At 51.6% G+C, this 21,508-nt stretch carries 13 protein-coding genes; 7 read left to right on the forward strand and 6 right to left on the reverse strand.

The window, feature by feature from the left end; genetic code table 11:
- Positions 1-69: 69 nt before the first annotated feature.
- From JTE88_RS08525 to def, 6 genes are all read right to left on the reverse strand, one after another.
- Entirely contained in the window at positions 70-3,330 is a 3,261-nt protein-coding gene (locus tag JTE88_RS08525; RefSeq protein ID WP_204424356.1) for an FG-GAP-like repeat-containing protein, read from the reverse strand.
- Between the two features lie 139 nt (positions 3,331-3,469).
- Positions 3,470-6,097 carry a sialidase family protein gene (locus JTE88_RS08530; protein WP_204424357.1) on the reverse strand — a complete coding sequence of 876 codons (2,628 nt, stop codon included), beginning with the start codon at positions 6,095-6,097 and terminating at the stop codon, positions 3,470-3,472.
- A gap of 172 nt (positions 6,098-6,269) precedes the next feature.
- Positions 6,270-6,527 carry a GlsB/YeaQ/YmgE family stress response membrane protein gene (locus JTE88_RS08535; RefSeq protein ID WP_204424359.1) on the reverse strand — a complete coding sequence of 86 codons (258 nt, stop codon included), beginning with the start codon at positions 6,525-6,527 and terminating at the stop codon, positions 6,270-6,272.
- A 395-nt stretch (positions 6,528-6,922) separates the two neighbouring features.
- Entirely contained in the window at positions 6,923-9,343 is a 2,421-nt protein-coding gene (locus tag JTE88_RS08540) for an HAD-IC family P-type ATPase (protein ID WP_204424361.1), read from the reverse strand.
- Between the two features lie 2 nt (positions 9,344-9,345).
- Positions 9,346-10,839 carry a DUF1846 domain-containing protein gene (locus tag JTE88_RS08545; protein WP_204424364.1) on the reverse strand — a complete coding sequence of 498 codons (1,494 nt, stop codon included), beginning with the start codon at positions 10,837-10,839 and terminating at the stop codon, positions 9,346-9,348.
- A gap of 284 nt (positions 10,840-11,123) precedes the next feature.
- Positions 11,124-11,822 carry a peptide deformylase gene (gene def, locus JTE88_RS08550; RefSeq protein ID WP_204424365.1) on the reverse strand — a complete coding sequence of 233 codons (699 nt, stop codon included), beginning with the start codon at positions 11,820-11,822 and terminating at the stop codon, positions 11,124-11,126.
- 446 nt (positions 11,823-12,268) lie between these two features.
- Between def and JTE88_RS08555 the strand changes: the two genes are divergently transcribed.
- From JTE88_RS08555 to JTE88_RS08585, 7 genes are all read left to right on the forward strand, one after another.
- The gene (locus tag JTE88_RS08555; protein WP_204424367.1) at positions 12,269-13,144 is read left to right on the forward strand and encodes an endonuclease domain-containing protein; all 876 of its coding nucleotides are present in this window, start codon (positions 12,269-12,271) and stop codon (positions 13,142-13,144) included.
- 166 nt (positions 13,145-13,310) lie between these two features.
- Complete coding sequence (locus tag JTE88_RS08560; RefSeq protein ID WP_204424368.1) at positions 13,311-14,588, forward strand: hypothetical protein; 1,278 nt, start codon at positions 13,311-13,313, stop codon at positions 14,586-14,588.
- A 126-nt stretch (positions 14,589-14,714) separates the two neighbouring features.
- Entirely contained in the window at positions 14,715-15,788 is a 1,074-nt protein-coding gene (locus JTE88_RS08565) for an acyltransferase family protein (protein WP_204424370.1), read from the forward strand.
- Positions 15,789-15,945: 157 nt separating this feature from the next.
- A complete protein-coding gene (locus JTE88_RS08570; RefSeq protein ID WP_204424372.1) occupies positions 15,946-16,389 on the forward strand; it encodes a type III secretion system chaperone family protein in 444 nt (147 codons plus the stop codon).
- Position 16,390: 1 nt separating this feature from the next.
- Positions 16,391-16,867 carry a type III secretion system chaperone family protein gene (locus tag JTE88_RS08575; RefSeq protein WP_204424373.1) on the forward strand — a complete coding sequence of 159 codons (477 nt, stop codon included), beginning with the start codon at positions 16,391-16,393 and terminating at the stop codon, positions 16,865-16,867.
- A 24-nt stretch (positions 16,868-16,891) separates the two neighbouring features.
- On the forward strand, positions 16,892-18,748 hold the full coding sequence (locus JTE88_RS08580; protein WP_204424375.1) for an HSP90 family protein: 1,857 nt from the start codon (positions 16,892-16,894) through the stop codon (positions 18,746-18,748).
- Between the two features lie 4 nt (positions 18,749-18,752).
- The gene (locus JTE88_RS08585; protein WP_204424376.1) at positions 18,753-21,479 is read left to right on the forward strand and encodes a hypothetical protein; all 2,727 of its coding nucleotides are present in this window, start codon (positions 18,753-18,755) and stop codon (positions 21,477-21,479) included.
- Positions 21,480-21,508 lie beyond the last annotated feature (29 nt).

Genomic DNA, 21,508 nt, shown 5'->3' on the forward strand with positions numbered 1-21,508 from the left:
GATACGTGATACGCCTACATATAGGTGTATCACGTATCCTGCTTTTAGTAACTCTTGAGGGTGTACCCTTTATGAGTTTTCTGAGCGTTGTCTATTTACTGCTATTAAACACCCCACTCCCATCAGAAGAACAGCGCCTAGAGCTGCCATGATGTTCATGATGGTTAGGCCAGTGTGCGCCAGCGAGTGACGTACCACAGGGTTAACTGGCTGCGCTAGTATCTGGGGCTGATTCTTGTGTTGGATTTTATCCATCACCCCAGAATCTGCGCCCGGCTTCACGTCCGGCTTCACGTCCGGAACAGTATTTTGTTCCTCATCTATTGTCATAGTGAGAATGTGCGCGGCATGCGAGTACCCTTCTTCGTCGGCAACTGGATCATCAACAACACCATCAGCGCCAATAGCCAAAGTAGTAGCATCCATGTAGTCGCCAATAAATGCAACTGAACGGCCAAAGCGTGCACGGTGTGCATCAGTATCAATACGCCGAACTGCCGATCCAAGATCCCCAACAGAGGTTACTCCGGCGGGAATTTTTACCCCATCAAGTAGATAAACAGCACCGTCACCTTGGTCACCCCACGCACCTACTGCAATAAGCTTACGTTCCGGTAAAGCATCTACTGCCCACCCAAATCCATCGCCACTTCCCATTCCAGTGACAACAGATATTGTTGAATCCTGATGGGCTACATCGTTTGGCGAAATAACACGAGTGGACGACGTCGTCGATGCAAAATTCGTTCCATGGACAAGAGCGATACCTCCGTTCGTCGTATTAACTACCTGTCCACCATCAAATCCGATAACAAAATCACCAAGTCCATCACCATCAATATCACCAAGTGAAGCAATCGAATTTCCAGCACCTAACCGATACGAAGCATCCGACGGCATCACCAGAGTAAAGCCTGGAACATCGTTATCAAGATCAATATGAGTATCGGCTGACCCATACACTACCCATGCTTGACCAGGAACTGTACCGGTGTCAGAAAATGAATTGAAGTCTGCTAGAACATAATCTTGCTGACCATCACCATTAATATCGCCAACCACATTAAATGCCGATAATGTGTGCCCTTGCGGAGTTTGAGCACGCCAGATTACTCGAGGATTGTCATAAGATGCGATTAGGTCGACGTCGTCAGATTCTGCTTGCCCACTAACAACTAATGCTGTTCCAAACGATCCATATTCACCACGCGATAACGGCGTATTGGCCACAATGAAACCAATATCAGCTAAACCGTCATGGTTAACATCACCAACCGTGGCAACTTGATATCCGGCAGCCCCAAGTTCATAAGGCATCGAGATAGCATAACCATGCTTCTTTTCCAGTTTATTCATATCGGCATATTGGATATTCGGGCCTCCATAAAGAACCCATACTTTACCCATCGTGTGCGAGCCGACGGCGATATCATCAATCCCGTCACCATTAACATCACCTAGACATGCCACCGATAAGCCCATTGCCGCATCTACTGCTGGATCTTGAGTTTCTTTCGGCCCGTGGATCGTCATAATGGAATCGTCAGGTAAAACACTTCCTGGTGTCGCATGCGGAATAATCTGCAGTTGACCAGTAACATTCAAAATCCATCCATGAGTGGGAGTTGAAAGCTCATAGTGCGGATCAAATTTCCATTCCGAACGTATCGGTGATGATGTCACCAAATCAGGTTTACCATCACCAGTAACGTCACAACGCCCTCGCGCAATAATGCTACCCAGACCGTCCGAAAACTCCCCTACCCAACGCTTTCGCGTCGTCGTATCAATAGGCTTGATAGCTGGCGGTTCAATGACTTTATCTGGAGCTGGATAAAGCGGCTCGACCGGATCAGTCGTTTCTGTTTGACGACTCATATCGACTGTCCAGACATTCACCTTTCCGTCCGAATCAGTTGTCAAAACCGCCGAAAGATACTCAGCAGTGTCTGACGATTGGACTACTCCAACGCCAAGACCACCGTCGCCTTCACCTTCTTCAGCAGCAAACCATGCCCATTGACTACCCGGTATCGCATCCACTCCCAGTCCTGAATTCCAATCACTTTTCAATGCGCGTGTGGAAATCATTAGCGCCCCTGGGTGCTCTTCATGATCAGGACGGCCAACAATTAAGGCTCCAGGATTATCTGGCCCATCGTGCTGCATATACGCTAACGAAACACCTAATCGTCCTACCGCAGATTGCCGCAATAGTGTTCCAGACGGCGTGCCATTAGTTGTTACCGCACCGGGGGTATCCGCGTCGAGCTGTACTGCAACATGTATTTCCGAAGCAGGGCTTTCTTGACCATAAATAATCGCAACCGCACCGGCATCATTATTAGCCTGTGGGGCCCCAACTGCGAAGTCGTCGATATCGTCGTCGTTAATATCACCGATTCCAATAAGCGCACTACCAAAACCAGCCGTTCCCGTGTCTTCTGTGCCAGTAATTTTCGCTGCTATCTCAGAAACACGCCCAGAATCCGCCGATACTGGGATCGCATAAACAGTATCTCTACTTGGTAATCCAACACCAAGTGTTACTTCGTCACCGTAAACACTGTTGAGTGGCACTAATGTTGCTTGAGGATCTACGTCATCAAGTTGCCAGGTGCGCCGTGCTTTGGTGGCTGTAAACTCACCCTTTTCCGTTAACGAAGAAAAATAAAATACGCCATCACCGGCGAGAACTGCCAGTGCCTGATTTTCAAGTACTGGTGAAGCCGACGATATGGCATAAACAGGCTTATCAAATGTGTATGTTGCATGGATAGGCAACGTGATAGCAGGTTGCGCTTCAAACGCCGACCGATCAATAACATATACTGTATTGCCATTCGCTAATGCGATTGTTGGTTTCTCACCACGGCTAATTTTGACGCATGTTGTTTTCCATGGTCCATTCGCATCACTTGGTAACTGATATTGCCGTATTCCTGGTTGTTCATCAATCAGTCGTTCAATCTGGTCAGTATCGGAGCCATATGGAACATAGTCAAGAATCGACAACTTCTGTTCTTTATCTGAGACAAATATTAGATCATCGTGATTATCACCTAAAATATCGCATGATACTTGGGGAATTGTGCCGGCATCAGTGTATGTTATTCGGTCTGTTTTTCGAATCGCATCACCGTAACGGCTACCATCTATTCCACCCCATTGCCGACCGGTAGAATCTGCAGGAGTAGCATGCTTTTCTTGCGTCGTAGCCGCGGACTGATGCGCTGGTTCAATGCTTTCAGCCTGTGCTGGAAGAGCTACCATCTGAGCGATAACCATTCCTAGACACGTACTAGCGATGACGGCACGTATGTTTTTCACAGTGCTTTCTTAACCTTCCTCTTAGTTTTGCTTAGGAAACCCTAACCTAAGTTTAGCTGTATGAGAATTCTTCCCCGCAAGAAGAAAACACAAAAGTGCCCCAGTAGACGTATCCACTGGGGCACTTGTCAGTTATGACCTAGCTGTTAGTGCGTCGGCGACTAGTCACGCTTAGTGCGCCACCGAGTGCCAACAAACTGAGCATCGCCACGCCAGCAACACCAAGTCCTACACCGGTCTTCGCCAACACGTGCTTATCGTGTTGAACTTCTGGAACAACTTGTGGTTGTTGCGGAGTCGGGGTATCCCCATCTTGCGGCACCTTCTTTTCCATCACATCGAAAGTAGCGCGCACCGCAATCTTTGCTCCTGTTATGTTCACCGTATGTTGACCAGGGGCAAAATCAGCTGGAACCGTCCAGGTAAGAGTGAACTCACCTTGTTCGTTAGCAGTTACCGCACCCAGATCGACGACGACGGAGTGGACCGTCACCTTGAAGGTTTCACCTGGAGTAAATCCGCTTCCAGTGAAGGTATATGTTCCACCTTGGACAATGTCACCTGCAGGCATCATGATCTTCGGCTGGGAACCATCTTCACTTGGCTTCTCCGATGGTTGGGCTGGAGTCAACGGAATAAGTGGAATCTCAACCTGTGGCTTGTTTTGCGCATCGGCTAGTTTCTTCTCTAGTTCCGCTTTCTCCGCCTTCAGCTTTTCTGCTTCTGCTTCAGCCTGAGCTTGGGCGTCCTTAGCCGCCTGAGCTTCTTCCTGTGCCTGAGCTAGCTTCTCAGCCAACTCTGCCTTGTCCTTTTCTAGCTGGTCAATCTTCTTTCCAGCTTCATCAGTAGCTTGCTGGGCTTGAGCTAATTCTTCAGCGTTCGCCGCATTATCTGCCTTGACCTTTTCCAGCTCAGCCTTCAGTTGTGCTAGTTCCTCCTGAGCTTGTGCAAGAGCATTCTCTGCTTCTTGATGAGCTTTCTCAGCTTGCTCCTTCTCAGCTTCCGTCTTTGCTAGTTCTGCCTTGCTATCTTCAAGATCGCCCTGAGCCTTATCTAGTTCTGCCTGCTTATCAGCAAGATCTTGTTCTGCTTTCTCGACGTCTGGCAACAATGGGAGAGCCTTATCTAGACCCAGCCAGGCCAAATCAACTGTGCGATAAAGAATCTCAGAAGATTCACCTTCGAAGAGGATGCCATACTTGCCGTCGCCCAGTGGTTCCATCGTGGAATACTGCATGCTGCCCGACTTGAACAACTGCGTATCACTCCAGGTCTTTCCGTCGTCGTAACTGACGCTGACCATACCATCAACACGCGCAGTGTCACTATTTGCATGGGAGGACAACAGTACCTTTGCACGCTCACTGTTTTGTGGGGCGTCGGGGAATGCGCGGATAATGGAGGCGTTATTACGCGGATCCTTCAACCGGCGATTATTTGACTTATCCACGACATACGAGTGACCACCATCGGTCGAAATTGCGTAATGCCGGCCATACAATGCCGAGCTTTCATAGCGGCGAGAGCTGAGCAAAACACTTCCGTCAGACAACTCAACAACTTTATTCTCGTCCATTTGCTCACCGATGGTGCCGCCTACTGGTTGGCCAACTTGCCAAGTCTGACCGTGATCATCAGAGTAGAGCGAGGCTGCCTGGTGACGGCCAACTGACCAGGAACCACCGTTGACAACCGTGTATTGCTGAATCAATCGTCCCTTGTGCTGCCCATACTTGAGCTGGATGCCACGACCAGAAGCTGCGAAGCGAGCGTGTTGGTCTTGTCCCTGAGAGATTTCTTCAGTCACTACTACTGGTTCAGACCATGTTTCGCCCTTGTCTTCAGACTTGACGTAAACCGTGTGGATAATATTGCGATTTAGTGGATCAAAACCTGGGACTGACTGGACAATACCAGCGTCGAAGCTCCTGACGAAGAACGCGAAAATAGTGCCGGTTTCTTCATCGACGATAAATGAAGGATCAGAATAGCCGTACTTATCTGCACCTACATGTCCCTGGGCGATAGTTGAATATTCACTCCAGGTTTCGCCATCATCGTCAGAGTAACGCATAATGATGCTGTTCGGATTTGGGGCATCGGCACAATTGTTGGGTCGCCCGTCCCAGGCAGCAATCAACCGCCCTTCGACCTTCGCTAGTGCAGGAATACGATGACATACGTAGTTATCGTCACCCGCACGCGCTAACGTTACCGTCTTATACGGGTCTTCTGGAATCGCTTCGCTTTCGCCTGGCTTATAGACTCGAACAGTTTTCTTCACCGTAACAGCTTGAGAGCTAGAATTATCCAATGCCTGTGCTGTGAACGTGAAATCAAGAGTAGCCCAGCCGCGTTCTTCATCTTCTGACGTCACTGTGTATGTGGGCCATGACTGAAAATTCTGTGACTGTGTGTTGCAGTTATAACGACCGCGTGGTGCGGGTGGGAAATTATTCCAGTTACAGTTTTCTGGGCCGGCAATAGTTGTTGATGAACCAACAATATTTACTGTTGTATTCAGAGCAGATTCGAAGCGCAGAGAAACAGTTATCTCTTCTCCGGCACTATACCCTTCCCCTTTAGTTGGGGCGGATAGGATCATAATTGCTACGCCAGTATCATTTGTTTGGCTAGTTGACTCGCTGGCTGGCGAGATAGCCGGATCTGGCTGCGATTCTCCGGCAGCGTATGCCGGTAATCCGGGGACTAAAAGTAGGCCAACTATTGCTACAACAGCGACCAACTTAGAGGTCAACGTCCTCATTGCACATTTCTCCTTGAATAGACACCATTGTCTTACCCGAATACTACATCATTTACTTGACAGACATCTCACCAATCATCGTTGTAACGGTTTTCGTAAATTCAGCAAGTATACATAAAAAACAAGCCGCGAAACGGACGTGTCGCTTCGCGGCTTGTTTGAGGTAAAACGCCTACTTATTGCGCATCCGACCACCGGCATAGAAACCGATTGCACCCATAGCTACGAGCGTGCAGACCACCCAGCGGATCCAGTCAATACCGGAGGTGTCGGTGGGGTATCCGAAGAGGGAGAGAATCAAGTTGCCCAGAAGGACACCAGCAACGCCAAGCACAACTGTTGCAACAACCGAGAGGTTAGCGCCCTTGAAGAACTTAGCAAGGAAGCCAATGACAGCTCCAAAAATAATTGTTCCAATGATATTAAACAAAACAACACCTTCCACACACGTTTCTCAAAGACATCTGGCGCTCGAGAAATATTTGAAAATAGACATAAATTATCCTAGCGAAAGCATTCTCGATGATATAGTTAGTCAGCTCTACGTGGAATACTGTACCTACAGCTAACGAAAACGGGCGACTACCGCTAAGATAGTCGCCCGTTTTCTATGAGAGTCCGTCTAACTAGATCAAGGTCGCACAATTCCCTGAAACTAACGGTCTTTCAAATATTCACTTTCCGCATTCTTTAGGAGTTACACACTAGGATTTCCTTCAGATACGTAAATCTAAACATGTCTAACTCGAAAACCAATGCGCAGATACTGAGAAAAACCTGAGAATTATGGTTACCGATTAGATACTGGTTATGCGTCGCACAACATCAATGCCGCGAAACAAGCGGATCATGGCGCCATAAAATCGCTGGCTCACCTTGGAAACGTTTCACAGTCCACCACAACGCTTCGATAAGAACTACTGCGATCGCGCCGATCACCATCGCTTGCAGCATCATCGCAGAATTCGACGAATCCAACATGAAAATACGTTGCGTGAAGTCCCAGGTGAAAATAACCCCGTATCCCAACAATGGCAACACAACCAGGATCGACTTCCACCACGACAGCGGGCGAGCGACACATGCCAAAACCCACGTCGACGGAATAATCAACGCCAACAACGCCGCCGTCGACTCTGGAACATAACTCCGGCCCGCAACAAAATCGCCACCCGTAGCCATCCAGAACGACACAAACGCGCTCACGCCAACCACAACTCCGGCAGGAACCGCGAACCACAGCACGCGGCGCACAAAACCATCGCGAGCGCGCTGATTGTTTGGTGGCAACGACAATACGAAGGCCGGCACACCGATTGTGAACCAACCAGTAATCGTCACATGGATCGGCTGGAATGGGAATGGAATCGCCGCGATAATCACCAGCATTGCTAACACAGCCGAATAGATCGTCTTCGTCAAAAATAGGTTGGCAACCCGCTCAATATTGCCGATTACCCGGCGGCCCTCAGCCACCACATAGGGCAACGTCGCAAACTTATCGTCCAACAACACAATCTTGGCAACCGACCGAGTAGCCGGAGCGCCCGACCCCATCGCCACACCAATATCGGCATCCTTCAACGCCAACACGTCATTGACGCCGTCACCAGTCATCGCAACCGTATGGCCAGCGCCCTGCAACGACGCCACCATCGAACGTTTCTGATCCGGCGTGACCCGACCAAACACAAGATTGTCCGCCACCTGGGAATCGAAATTCTCTTCCGTCAACGTCCGCGCATCAACCGCCTGACCCGAATCCACACCCAGCTTGCGCGTCACTGCACCAACCGAAGCCGCATTGTCACCCGAAATAACCTTCACCGTCACATTCTGTTCGGCGAAATACTCCAACGTTTCAGCAGCATCTGGGCGCACTTTCTGTTCAAAAACCACCAAGCCAACTGGTTCGACGTCGGACAGTTCAGTGTCGTCATCCACTACCTGATCAGTGTGTGCCAACATCACCACACGCAAGCCGGTCGCACCAAGTTCCTCGGCATTCTTCGCATATGCGCTACCCCCAGCAAGCACGTCAGCAGCACCCAACAACCAGGAACCCTGCCCGGCAAATGTGATACCAGACCACTTCGTCGCCGAGGTAAACGCATGCCGGCTCTCAACGTCCCACTTCTGCTCGCCTGCATCCAACGCATGCGCCTCAATAATCGCAGCCATCGTCGAATTCGGGTCCTGGTCGGCAGCACCCAGCTGCGCCAGCACCTCTTCCAACTGAGCAAAATTCCATTTACTCGCCGTAGTTTTCGAATCAGCCAAGGCGCCGTCGTCGTCAAACAACCGAATCGACTCGAAAACCATCCGGTTCTCTGTCAACGTACCAGTCTTATCCGCACACACCACGTCCACGCGAGCCAAACCCTCAATCGCAGGCAACTCCTGCACCAAACACTGACGCTGACCCAACCGGATCACACCCAGCGCGAACGCCGTCGACGTAATAAGAACCAAGCCCTCTGGAATCATCGGAACCAACGCACCCGAAATCTTCAAAATAACCTGATCCCACTGGCTTGTTCCCTGCGAAACCTGCGAATAAATAATCAGCACACCAACGGGGACCAACACCCACGTAATGTACTTCAAAATCGTATTAATCCCCGATTGGAGCTGCGACTTGGCCAACGTGAAACGCGAAGCCTCCGCCGTCAGCCGAGCCGCATACGAATCCGCCCCAACCTTGGTCACGCGGTACGCACCCGTACCCGAAACCACAAACGACCCAGACAAAATATCCTCGCCCGGCTGCTTACGAACCGCGTCAGACTCGCCGGTCAGCATCGACTCATCGATACTTAAACCGTCGGAATCCACCACTTCGCCGTCGACCGCGATCTGGTTACCGGACCGCAAGGCTACGACGTCGTCAAGAACAATATCTTCCTGAGCAACCTCGACAATCTCGCCATCACGCCACACCCGAGGCTTCTCTTCACCGATCAACGACAGCGAATCGAGCGTACGCTTCGCCCGCAACTCTTGAACGATACCGATGCTCGAGTTGACGATAATCAACAACCCGAACGCCGCATTAATAACCGAACCAGTTGTCATCACCATCACGAACAGTACCGACAACATTGCGTTTATTCGAGTAAACACATTGGACCGAATAATATCGCCCACCGTCTTTCCCGTGCGTGGCGGTAACGTATTAACCTGCCCATCATGACGACGTTGCGCAACCTGCTCAGATGATAAACCGAACGATGATGTCTGGGACATAATTACTTCTTCTGGTAGAGAGACTTACGCTGGAACACTGGCTCGCTGGTCACATAGACGCCCAGATTGCGGAAGATGCTTTCATCGACCGTACCTAGAATCGTCGTCACATGAGCGTCGCAACGAGCTAGATTCTTCAATTGTGCCATGGCATTACGGGCATCTTGGCTAGTACCGGCCGAAACACTCAATGCGATCAGCACTTCATCAGTATGCAGACGCGGATTACGCGATCCTAAATGCTCCGTCTTCAACTTCTGAATCGGTTCAATCGACTGTGGCGAAAGCAACAACGCTTCACGATCAATCCCCGCCAAATGCTTCAAGGCATTCAACAACATCGCCGCCGAACAACCCAACAGTTCAGACGTCTTGCCCGTAACAATCGTGCCATCTGGCAGCTCAATAGCCGATGCTGGACCACCAGATTTCTGAGCCAACTTCAACGCCGGAGCAACCACCTTACGATCCGCCGTCGTCACACCCGCCTTACGCATCACATGACGAACACGATCCGACAACGTCGAATCCATAGATTCCTTACGCTCTTCAACACGAGCCTGATAATAACGACGAATAATCTCCTGACGCGAAGCCTCCCGCACAGCCTCATCATCACTAATACAATAGCCAGCCATATTCACGCCCATATCGGTTGGACTCTGATACGGCGACTCGCCCGCAATCCGCTCCAACATCGTATGCAACAACGGGAAAACATCAATGTCGCGGTTATAGGAAGAAACCGATTCGCCGTAAGCCTCTAAATGGAACGGATCAATAAGATTCGCATCATCCAAATCCACAGTCGCAGCCTCATAAGCCAAATTCACCGGATGCTCAAGCGGAACATTCCAAATCGGGAACGTCTCAAATTTCGCATAACCAGCCTTCGTTCCACGCTTAGCATCATGATAAATCTGCGACAAACACGTAGCTAACTTGCCAGAACCCGGACCAGGCGCCGTCACCACAACAAGATCACGAGAAGTCTGAATAAAATCATTCTTCCCCAAGCCCTCTTCTGAAGCGATGAGATCAACATTCGACGGATAGCCAGCAATCACCCGATGGCGAGCCACCTTAACCCCCATCCGCTCCAACCGCTGCATAAACGTCACAGCTAACGTATTCGATTCATCGAACTGCGTCATCACAACATTTTCCACCAAAAAACCACGCTCACGGAAAACATCAATCAAACGCAACACATCTTCGTCGTACGTGATACCAACATCCGACCGCATCTTCTGACGTTGCAAATCCTTGGCATTCAAACACACAATAATTTCAATCTCGTCAGCGATCTTCTCCAACATGACGATCTTATTATCCGGAGTAAAGCCAGGCAATACTCGCGAGGCGTGGTTGTCATCAAACAGCTTGCCACCCATCTCAAGATAGAGCTTGCCACCAATCTTCGCCCGCCGCTCCAAAATATGCTTTGACTGCATCTCGATATACTTCTCGCGGTCGAACCCCACCTTGAAGCCCATGCTTATCTCCTTAATACTCCCAACGGCAAACGCCGTTCGGAACCGGTTGTTCCCTGCAGAAAACAACAACGTGAAACCAGTAGATCGTCACGCAAACTCACCACCGGAACACCTCGCTATTTCCATCATAAATAAGGAAAAGCTCCCTTGCCGAAATCTTCAGTAAAAACTGAGATGACTTCCAGGGAGCCCAACAACGGAGTTTACGCGCCATTGTTTATCCTCGTCAAATGCTCATCCAAATTGTGGGCATTTTGCGACTGTTTTAGCTCGGGATAGCGGTTTTAAGATAGTCCGAAACTTGCGCCCTTACCGTCTTCAGCCGGGAAGGCAGAAGCTTCCCCTTCCACCTCCGGATCTTCCGAAACACCCGCGAAATAGCGAGTCATCTCGTCAAGCTTCGCAAGTGCATCGTCGTCGAGATCAAACAACTCGTCCTCACCTGGCAACCACGCAATCCCTGGAACATTCCACTTCTCACGCTTCATGACCTTCGACACGTGATGCGCTGACTTGCCCGTCAGCCGATCAACATAAATCCGGCCGTGTAAATGATCGTATTCGTGCTGCATGATACGAGCAAACCAGCCATCGGCCTCTAACTCGTACCATTCGCCATTAACATCTTGGGCGCGCAACACCGCATGCGGCGAGCGGCGCAAACCATACTGGTAGCCAGGGAAAGACAGGCAGCCTTCCTCGTCGGCTGGAGTTGGCTCGAACGTATCAACCGGCTCGATCAGAAGCGTCGGGTTGATTGCCACTCCGCGCTGTGGCCCCTTATGCTCCGGGCCGTCATACATCCACACATACATCGATAAATCGAGACCGATCTGCGGCGCGGCGAGGCCAACGCCTGGAGCAACTTCGCACGTTTCAAACATGTCTTCGGTGAGCTGTTTGAGTTTGTCATCGAAAACAGTCACTGGACGGCTGGTTTTATGGAGAACCGGCGAACCATATACATGAATGGGGTAAAGCATATATCTAGACTACGCGATTGGCGGTAGGTGTGCATTTATTTGGGGTTTAGTGAGAATCTGGAGGCCGCGGCGGCTGGGGTGGCTGGGGTGGTGCTATTTAGTCCGTTGTTTGCTCCATGCCCGGCCTCTACCCTGCCTCTACCCTGCCTCTACCCTGCCTCTTGTGCACTCAATCGGGGAATAGCGCAAACCTCGTCCATATACGCCGAGGTTTGCACTATAACCCCATTCACTGCAGTTACCGCTGAGTACCAAACCAACCAAGCGTCCGTTGGACCGCCCAACCGCCCGCCGAGCCACCTATCAAACCGACAAACCACCCACTAAACCGCCCGCAAGCCCGGAACTTCGCCAACATTTTCCACACCACCCCCATTTCCTCCGGATATCCACAGGAAATGAAAACCCCCATCCTCGGACACGGGACTTACCTCAGTATTTATTCCATGGAAAAACAACTCTTTCGCCGCTCCCAACTCCCCACGCCACTCGACACGAACCGCTACCAACTCCACATGGCACTCAGTCGCAAAGAACTTGGACGACTCCATCACCACTGGTACGCCACGCCCAATGCTTCGAATTTAGAAATAACCGCGGCAACTCATGGATTTCTCATCGGGTGTTGCACAGCGGCCAACTTATGGGGACTGTGGATGCCTGACTCGAAAACCCCGCATTTCATTTGCCCACGGAATGCCCAGCGGGTCGAAAAGCGGGGAATGATTATCCATCGCGCACTCAATGGACACCGCCAGTTCGGAATACATCATCCACCAAGCAAAGCTCCTCATATCATTTGTTCTCTAGTGGAAGCAGTCGAGCAAGTCGTTCACTATCACGACGCTGAAACCGGATTGATCATCCTCGAATCCGCATTGAACAAACAGAAAATCACCCTAGCTGCCGTTGATGAAATCATTAGCTACGCGCAAAAACGCAAGCAACCAATCCTCAGGCGTCGCATCAGTACAGCACAATCTGGGAGCGAAACGCGAGTGCGAAGTTTCCTCCAATCTCTAGGTGTGCAAGTACAGCCTCAAGTATGGCTTGCGGGAGTTGGGCGGGTGGATCTGCTCGTCGGAAAGTCACTCATTATCGAATGTGATAGCACGGCCTTTCATAGTCATCCGTTGAATGTCGTCGACGATCGGCGCCGAGATGCTCAGCAAACTCGCCTCGGATATAGCTTTCTGCGACTGAGCTATCACCAGGTTTGGGACGATTGGGAAAACACATGCAGCTACATTCGCGCAGTGCTGCATACCCGGAAGCATTTGAAGCCACCCCGGCCGCTGGTTGGTCGTTTTGATGTGCAGTAAATCGACGTGCAGTAAATCGACGTGCAGTAAATCGACGTGCAGTGAACCGTTGCGCAGTGATTGATGTGCAGCAAATCGGGGAATAGCGCAAACCTCGTCCATATACGTCGAGGTTTGCGCTATAGCCACATTTACAGCAGTTATCGCCCGATGTTAAACTCGTTCCATGCAGATTTGGACACTCGAACACCCCATACATGGACATTTCGAGATTGTCGAGGCTCCCGCAGTAGAAATGCGCAAGCTTGACCCGGAGTGGGACGCTGTGCCTGACGTATCGCCAGCCGATGAAACTAGCAACGAAGCTCTCGACTCTAAAAAAGGCATACCTGAAACTGGAGTAGCCACACCTGAAACAGGAACAGACATACCTGAAGTCGCCAAAGAAACATCCAACCCCAACAAAGAGACTGAAGATCAGCGCGTAGCCCTCAAAAATCTTGCTGACCGCTTCGAACGCTGGTCCAATCGTCTCCCGCGTCAGCTAAATCCCGTCAAGGAAAGATTATCTGAGTACACAGAGCGGATCCGTTCAAACGTGGGAAATCAGGTGGCAATACGGCTCAATGGCCGCACGCTAGCGCGTTACTACCGCCCTCGTTCTGGCACTTGTGGGCTACGCGCCTTCCTTCTTGAAGGGGAAGCTTCAGCCGCTGATGGGCAGGCTCATTCTAATGATGGCCAAGCTCCCACAGACTCTGACACATCATCCTCACCTTTCCCTGCACCTGGCGAATTCGCGCAACTAAGTCCGGCTCGGAAGCCTAAAATTACACTCGAGGCGTCACCTTTTGGTGACATTATTTCGGCATACTATGTGGGCTCGGGGCAATCCACTAACAAGCCGGCCACCCGCAACCAATCGGCCGATGACATCTTCGAATTCACCGCCCCACCGAACAGCTATGCAGAGAAACGACTGCGCATGCTGGAGTCGTCACCACTAAAGCGCCTTTTCCTTCCTATTCTCATTGGATTAAGCAAGGTGGGGTGGGCTTGGTTCGCCGTCTTATTCTTCCCAATTGTCAAAGCTGTTCTAGAACCAGTCTGGGATTCAGTGAAGTTGTACGTATCATGGTTGTTCTTTCCACTCGCGTGGTTGTGGACGAAGTTTTGGTGGCTGATTGGAAAGATCTGGTGGCCGATCGGGTGGCTGTTGCGGAAGATCTGGTGGCCAATTGGCTGGCTGCTTGACACGCTTGGTTCATTACTTAAACCTCTCAAGGATGCCGTCGTGCAGTTTTTTGCGTGGCTTAGTTCATTCTTCCCGCCACTCCCCGATCTTCCTGACTGGCTGGCGTGGCTGGTTGGCCATCCGAAGCTGTGGCTACCGGTGGTGACGGGAATTGCGTTTGGGATTCTTTCATTTATTCGTTATCGCCGGGCACGCAGGACCCGGAACAGCACCCAGCCAAACCCAGAGCAGCAGCAAATCGGGGAATAGCGCAAACTGCGACGTATATGGGCGAGGTTTGCACTATAACCCCATTCACTGCAGATACCGCAGCGCGCCAGCCCCAACCGACCCCACCAAGCCCCGCCGCATCACCGAATTCGATAGTCTGGTGTCGTGAATATTTTCTTAGTTGCACTCGTGCTGGTTTCGCTGATTGGTCTGCGGATATATGCGCGTCCCGACGTTGATTCCTATATTTCGCATGCTCACACGACGCAGATTAATGGTGTATTTATTTTGATCGTGTTTTATGCCCATGTGCGCACCTATATTCCGTTGGCTCCGGCGGCGGATGGCTGGATGTACGGGTTGGCGACGGGCCTGGGCCAGCTGATGGTCGCTCTATTTTTGTTTTATTCGGGCTTTGGGGTGCAAGAGTCAATTAAGCGCAAGCCGGGATATGTTGCTTCTATTCCGGTGAAGCGCCTGGCCGTGACGTGGGTGAATTTTGCGGTTGCGGTGAGTGCGTATGCAGTGTTGTCGTTGGTGACCGATCGTGACATTTCGGTTTCGCAGTTTGTGTTGGCATTGTCTGGTTGGACGAGTGTTGGTAATTCGGCGTGGTATATTTTTGCGATTTTGGTGTTGTATGGGTTGACGTTTGTGGTTCATCGGCTCTTAGGTGATGTTGCGCGCCTACGTCCAAGCCTCGCGGTGACGGCGATGTTTGCTGCCGGCTTGCTGTTTGGCGCGTTGATGTTGTGGGCGAAGGGCGCGAGCGCGGCGTATACATTTAACACGGTGTTGTGTTATCCGTTGGGGATGGCGTGGTCGGTTTTCCGCGCTCCGGTGGAAGCTCGGTTACGTGGTCCACGTGGCCGGTTGTGGTGGCTGGTTTTTCTGGTGTCGACGACGGCGATCTTTGTTGCGTTGAAGAGTGTTGCGGGTGTGCACTATTTGGTGTTCCAGTTGGCGGCGTTGGCGTATTGTGCGGTGGCGGTGTTGGTGTCGATGGTGGTTCATTTTGATAGCCCGATTTTGGCGTGGTGTGGCCGGAATCTGTTTTGGATCTATGTGTTGCAACGGTTGCCGATGTTGACGTTGACGTATTTTGGGTTTGCCGATAGTTACCGGTATTGGTTTGTGGTGGTGTCGTTTGCGGTTACTGTTGCACTGACGGTTGTTTTCTCACGCTTAATGGCGCCGGTTCAACGGAAAATCATCGCAGCATTCCAACCACCACGGTAGGGTTTATCCGAATTGTTTGAAGTGTGGGACTTGGGTCCTCATTTGGGCTTCTTTGTGTCTCCTATCCGCGATAGGATGATGATGGGGTTTTCTTAACCTCGAGCGCAATTCAACAGACGTTGGCATCGTTGCGCGAATACAACAGAAAGGAGATCACGTGCTACCTGAAGTAACACATGATCGTGTCAAGCTTCTTTTGGAAGCTGAAGAGCTGAAGTATGAAGTCACTGATGACGAGCGTCTCGTTGTTCATTTTGAGTCGTTGATTGCGTTTATGCGCGTGACCGAGAATCTTCTCCTGATTACGGGTTTGTGGCGTGCAGATATTGTCGCACAGGAAGACGTCGAGCAGGCGTATCTTTTGGTGAACAAGATTAATACTGAGCGTACGTTGCCTAAGGCGTATGTGGAGGATCCTACCGAAGAAGGTAGTGGTTCGATTGTTTTTGAGTTTAATCTCCCGATCGATGATGGCTTGAGCGATGAGCAGCTCCAGGCTGCGTTCCGTAACGCTATGGGTTCCTTCTTTGGAGCTGAGGCTGAGCTTGCTGAGGCGTTGCCACATTTGGTGACGTGGACCGTCGAGGATCAAGGAGAGTAACATGGCGTGGTTTAACAAGAAGAAGGATGAGCTAACTCCAGCTCCGGTCACGATTGAGCGCATCAAGCAGATTTTTGCGAAGAACGAGTGGTCGTTCGACGTCGATGAGGAGCGCGAGAATACGCTACTGACTGGTTTTGATGGCCGGTTCACGGTTGTGCGCATTATTGGCGAGTCGGATATGTTGACGGTTGCTACGTTTGGTACTGGCGCTATTTTGCCCGCTGAGCGTTTCAATGAGGCACTTTCGTGGTCGAATAACTGGAATCGGGAGACTGTTTTCGGTACGGCGCATCCGCATGTTGATGACGATAACGATCTGATCATGAATGTTGATGTGTCGTTCCCGATTGAGGCTGGTGCAACTGATGAGCAGCTTGAGCGTTACATTGGTTTGTCAGTGAGCTTGAATATTTCGGCGATTGATAAGTACATCGAGGATTTCGAGATTCCTCAGCCGGAGCAGGAAGAAAACTAGTAATCGAGGACGAGTAGGGTGTCGATGGCGGGGCAGAATTTTGCGGATGACGGCCAGGTTGAGCAGTTGTTCCAAGTTGATTTGGGCGGTCTTGTTGAGCTGTTATCTCGGAATTTGTACTCTAGTTCGGCGGTGTTTGTGCGTGAGTTGTTGCAAAATGGCCTCGACGCGATCACGGCTCGTGCTGAGTTGGATTCTGCTGCTCCGCGTCGGATCCGGTTTATTACGACCGGCTCTACTTTGCGGGTAACCGATACGGGTGTGGGTTTGACCTTTGACGAGGTGAAGAATCTGCTCTCGACGATCGGCGCTTCGTCGAAGCGTGACGATTTTGGCTTTTCGCGTGCTGATTATTTGGGACAGTTTGGCATCGGTTTGCTCTCGTGCTTTATGGTCTCGAATTCTATTACTGTCTACTCGCGATCAGCTAAGGTAGCTGACCGGCGAGTAGTGCGGTGGGTTGGCCGCTCGGATGGTACGTGGCTGGTTGATTATCCGCAGCCGCATGAGGTTCCGGCCGAGTCGGGCGACGCCGGTACGACGGTTGTGTTGGAACAGATTCCGGGCGATCGTAGTTTTGATTATGCGAAATTGCAGTCGTTGATTAGTGGCTATGGCCAGTTTTTGCCGTTGTCTGTGACGTTGGAGCGGGAGAATACGCAGGCTGTGACGCTGACTGATTCGACTCCTCCGTGGGATATGCCGCGCGGCCAGAAGGCGCGTTGGTGTATCGAGAATTTTGGTTTTTCGCCGTTTGACATGATTGATCTTGAGGTGCCAATTGCGGGCATTAAGGGTGTCGCTTATGTGTTATCTTCGGGGGCGAGCCCGGGCCAGTCGTTGCATCATCACGTGTATTTGCGCTCGATGTTGTTGGGCAAGAAGGTCACCGATATTTTGCCAGAGTGGGCGTATTTTGTGCGCGTTGTGCTCAATACGGATAATTTGAAGCCGACGGCGTCGCGCGAGCAGCTTTTTGATAACGAGATTTTGGATGCGGCTCGTGAGCAGATGGGTGATCAGGTCCGGGCGTGGCTGCAGCAGTTGGCGCAGTTTGATCTTGAGCGTTTCCACCGGTTTACGAGTGTTCATATTAATGGTTTGAAGTCGTTGGCGATAACGGATCGGGCGACTCGCGATTTGGTGGTGTCGGCGGTTCCGTTTACGACGAGCCAGGGCCAGTTGACGTTGGCGGCGATTATTGAAAAATATGGCTCGATTCGGTTTACACGTACGGATAATGAGTTCCGTACGTTGGAGACAATTTTTGAGCGTAACGGCTTGTGCGTGGTGAATGCTGGTTTTGCGTTCGACGAGGAGTTGTTGGCGCAGGTGGCGTTGGATCGTCCGCAGATGTCGATTAGTGAGCTCGACGTCGATGAAGTGTTGAGTGTGCTTGAACCGGTGAGCATTTCCCAAGAGGCGTATTTTATGACGTTGCTGGATGTTGCTACTGACGTGATGGAGGGCCAGTCGTTGGTGGTTGAGGCGCGGAGTTTTGATCCGTCGTCGTTGCCGGTGTTGTTTTTACCGAACGGCAATTTGGCTGGGAAGCTGATTGAAAAAGACGAGCGCGATAGTGGCGATGATTTATTCGCTGGACTTCTGGATTCTGCTGATGCTGCGCGCAGTAACGGGCAGGTGAAGGATGATGCGCCACGGCTTATTTTTAATGCGCGTAGCAGTGTGATTAATGAGCTTGCCGGTGCGGTGACAACGGAGAAGGATGCGGTTAAGAGCGCGATTCGGGGCTTTTATGTCCAGGCGTTACTTGCCGGCCGGCATCCGATGAACCAGCAGGCCAGGTCGTGGTCGGCAACCGTATTTACCACCTTAGTTTCGGCGTTAATTTCGCGCCGTGGCACGATGGGAGAAAAGTAGTCTCATGGCGAGCAATAATAACTGGGTTGATGACGGTGTCGACGAACTTACTGATCTGATTCAGCGTGCGGAGGGTTCTCCGTGGGGTAAGACGTGTTCGGCGTTGTGGGCGCAGGCTGCGAAGGTGGCTGAAGATCGTGGCGATATGAAGATGGCTGTGCGCTGTTATGTTGAGTTGGTAACCGCTTATGTTCAAGGTGGTGAATCGACGCGCGTGATTGCTCCGTTTGCGTGGCTGGAGCGTAATTTCCGGGACAATCCGCAGTGGTTTGACGACGTTGAACTCCCCGGATATTCCGATGGCTTAATTCATCAGCTTGGCTGGTATTACAAGTATGTGTTCTCGGCTGCGCGTGAGTTGCCGAATGTGTCGGTTGTACAAACGGAACAGATTTTGCAGCGTATGCATGATTTTTATCAGCAGCAGTCTGATCCGCAACGTGCGTGGTATTTCCGTAATTACGAAATGTATCGCCGTCTTGGGGAGCAGGAGAAGGCGGAGGGTTTCTATCAGCAGTGGCTGAATGCTGACCGTTCTGAGTTGTCCGATTGTGCGTTGTGCGATCCTGGCCATGAGGTCGATTATTATGCTCGCTTGGAGCAGTGGGATAAGGCTATTGAGATTGGGGAGGAGGCGCTAGGTGCGGAGAGCCAGTGCAGTAATCAGCCCGAGCAGTTGTTGAGCGATTTGTTGTTGCCGTGGCTGTATTCTGGCCGTGATGACAAGGCGTGGGCTGCACATTTGCGTGCCTATCGCCGTTATCAGCAGTCGGCTACCTATTTGCAGAATCTCGACCAGCAGTTAGTTTATTTGGCGGTTTCTGGCCGTGCTGGCCGCCCGGAGCGGTTGGAGCGTGGATTGACGATTGTTTCGCGCCATATTCCGTGGATAAAGGAAGCTGAGTCGCCGCGCGTTTTGCTGGATTTCGCTGCGACTGTGACATTGATGTTGGACAGTTTTGATGGAGAGCGTGACGCCGAAGTTCTCGATGTTACGTTGCCGGGTGCGGAGCTGCCATGGGCTAGCGCCCCGCAGGTGGAGCGTCCGACGATTCGTCAGGCGCGTGACTGGTTTTATCAGTTGGCACTTGATCTTACTGAGCAGTTTGTACAGCGTCCGGGACATCCGCATCCGGAACGTGAAATGGAGCGCTTGAATGAGATCCTCAATCCGCTCCCGGCGCCAGAACCGACGGTCAAGAGCGCAATTCCTGACGTTTCTGGTATGAAGATTAGCGAAGCGTTATCGGCGTCGTCGGCCAGCGACGTTGTCGACGACGAAGAACTGTCCACTCTCGAATCGGAACCGGGCTTGTCTGCTGATCAGCTTTCGGGCCCGTGGAAGGACATGTCGCTGAGCGAATTATTGACGCGGGATGCCGAGTTTGGTTCGGCGGTGTCGTCGATTTATTGGATGCAGGCCTTGGAGCGGGTGGTGGCTGAGCCGCAGCTTCTCGACGCTGATCTGCCAGACTTGTCTGACGCGGCGCGCAGTGAGTGGGAGCAGTTGCGTCTTGAGATTCGCGAGTTGTTGTATGAGGAAGATGAGTCGCCGTATCGTATTCCGGACGTAATCTCGGATCCGGCGTTTAAGCTTATTGCGCAGGCTGAGCAGTTCATGGACAGCGGAGATTACATGGAGGCGGCGCAAACTGCCGATGAGGCTTTGGGTGCTGATACTGCCGATCCGCTGGGTGCCCGGTTGCGGGCGTTGCGCTTGTTGGCGCAGGCGGCGCAGAAGGCTGGCTATATTGAAGAAGCGATCGAACCAGCTCGGGAGCTGCTCAATATTTCGTCGGCTGCACAACTGCCTTACCGTCAGAGTGTAGCAGCGGTGTATTTGGTGCAACTGTTGGGCCGCCGCCGTCGCTGGGAAGAGATGGCGGAGGTTGCACAAAATGCGCTTGATGTTTTGGAGCGTCAGCATCTTGGTGGCGTTGTGCTTCCGCATCTGCATTTAGCGTTGGCGCAGGCGTCGGGGAAGATGGAGCAGAGTGAGACTGCGGCGCTGCATTTGGAGCTGGGTGCGCAGACGATGCCGGTCAAGGATCAAGATGCGCATACGCAGGCGTTGACGCGGGCGGCGCAAGCTTACCGCGAGGCGCATCGGTTTCCTGATTCGATTCGTGTCTGGCAGCAGGTTCTTGCGCTGGTCGAGGATGGGTTTGCTCAGGCGAGTACTGTTCTTGACGAGTTAACGATTGCCGATAATGACGCCGATGCGATTGTGCAAGCGGAGAAGGATTACAACACGGCGGTGCGTCAGGTATGCCAGACTCTCTATCAGTTTAGTGAGTCGATAGGTCAGCAGCCAGGTCAGGTTCCAGACGAAGACGTTGCCTTGTTGGAGTCGATGATGGAACGGTTGCGCACGCTGGTCACCGATCCGAACCATACCGAGTTTTTGAAACGCAGTCCGCAATGGTATGAGGCTGACTGGCAGAGCGACATGGGTCATATGTACATGTTGTGCTACAAGTACGGCATGGCGGAGAGCCATTTCCAGGCGTCTATCGCGGGTTTTGAGCAGCTTAACCAGACCGAGTGTGCGCTGGAGGTCAGTTGCCGGTTAGCACACATGTACCTCATTACGGGGCAGCTGGATCAGGCTTCGGAACTGATTACTCAGATTTCTGATGCAGTGGCTGAGCCGAAGTTTGCAGGTAAGAACGTACGCTCGTATGCGCGGCAGCTTAAGCAGCATCTCAACTCGTTGCGAGATGGCTATTGAGTTTATTGTCTTTTGTTGTGAACAGTGCC

The organism is Arcanobacterium phocisimile (assembly GCF_016904675.1).
In the GTDB taxonomy this organism is placed as follows: domain Bacteria; phylum Actinomycetota; class Actinomycetes; order Actinomycetales; family Actinomycetaceae; genus Arcanobacterium; species Arcanobacterium phocisimile.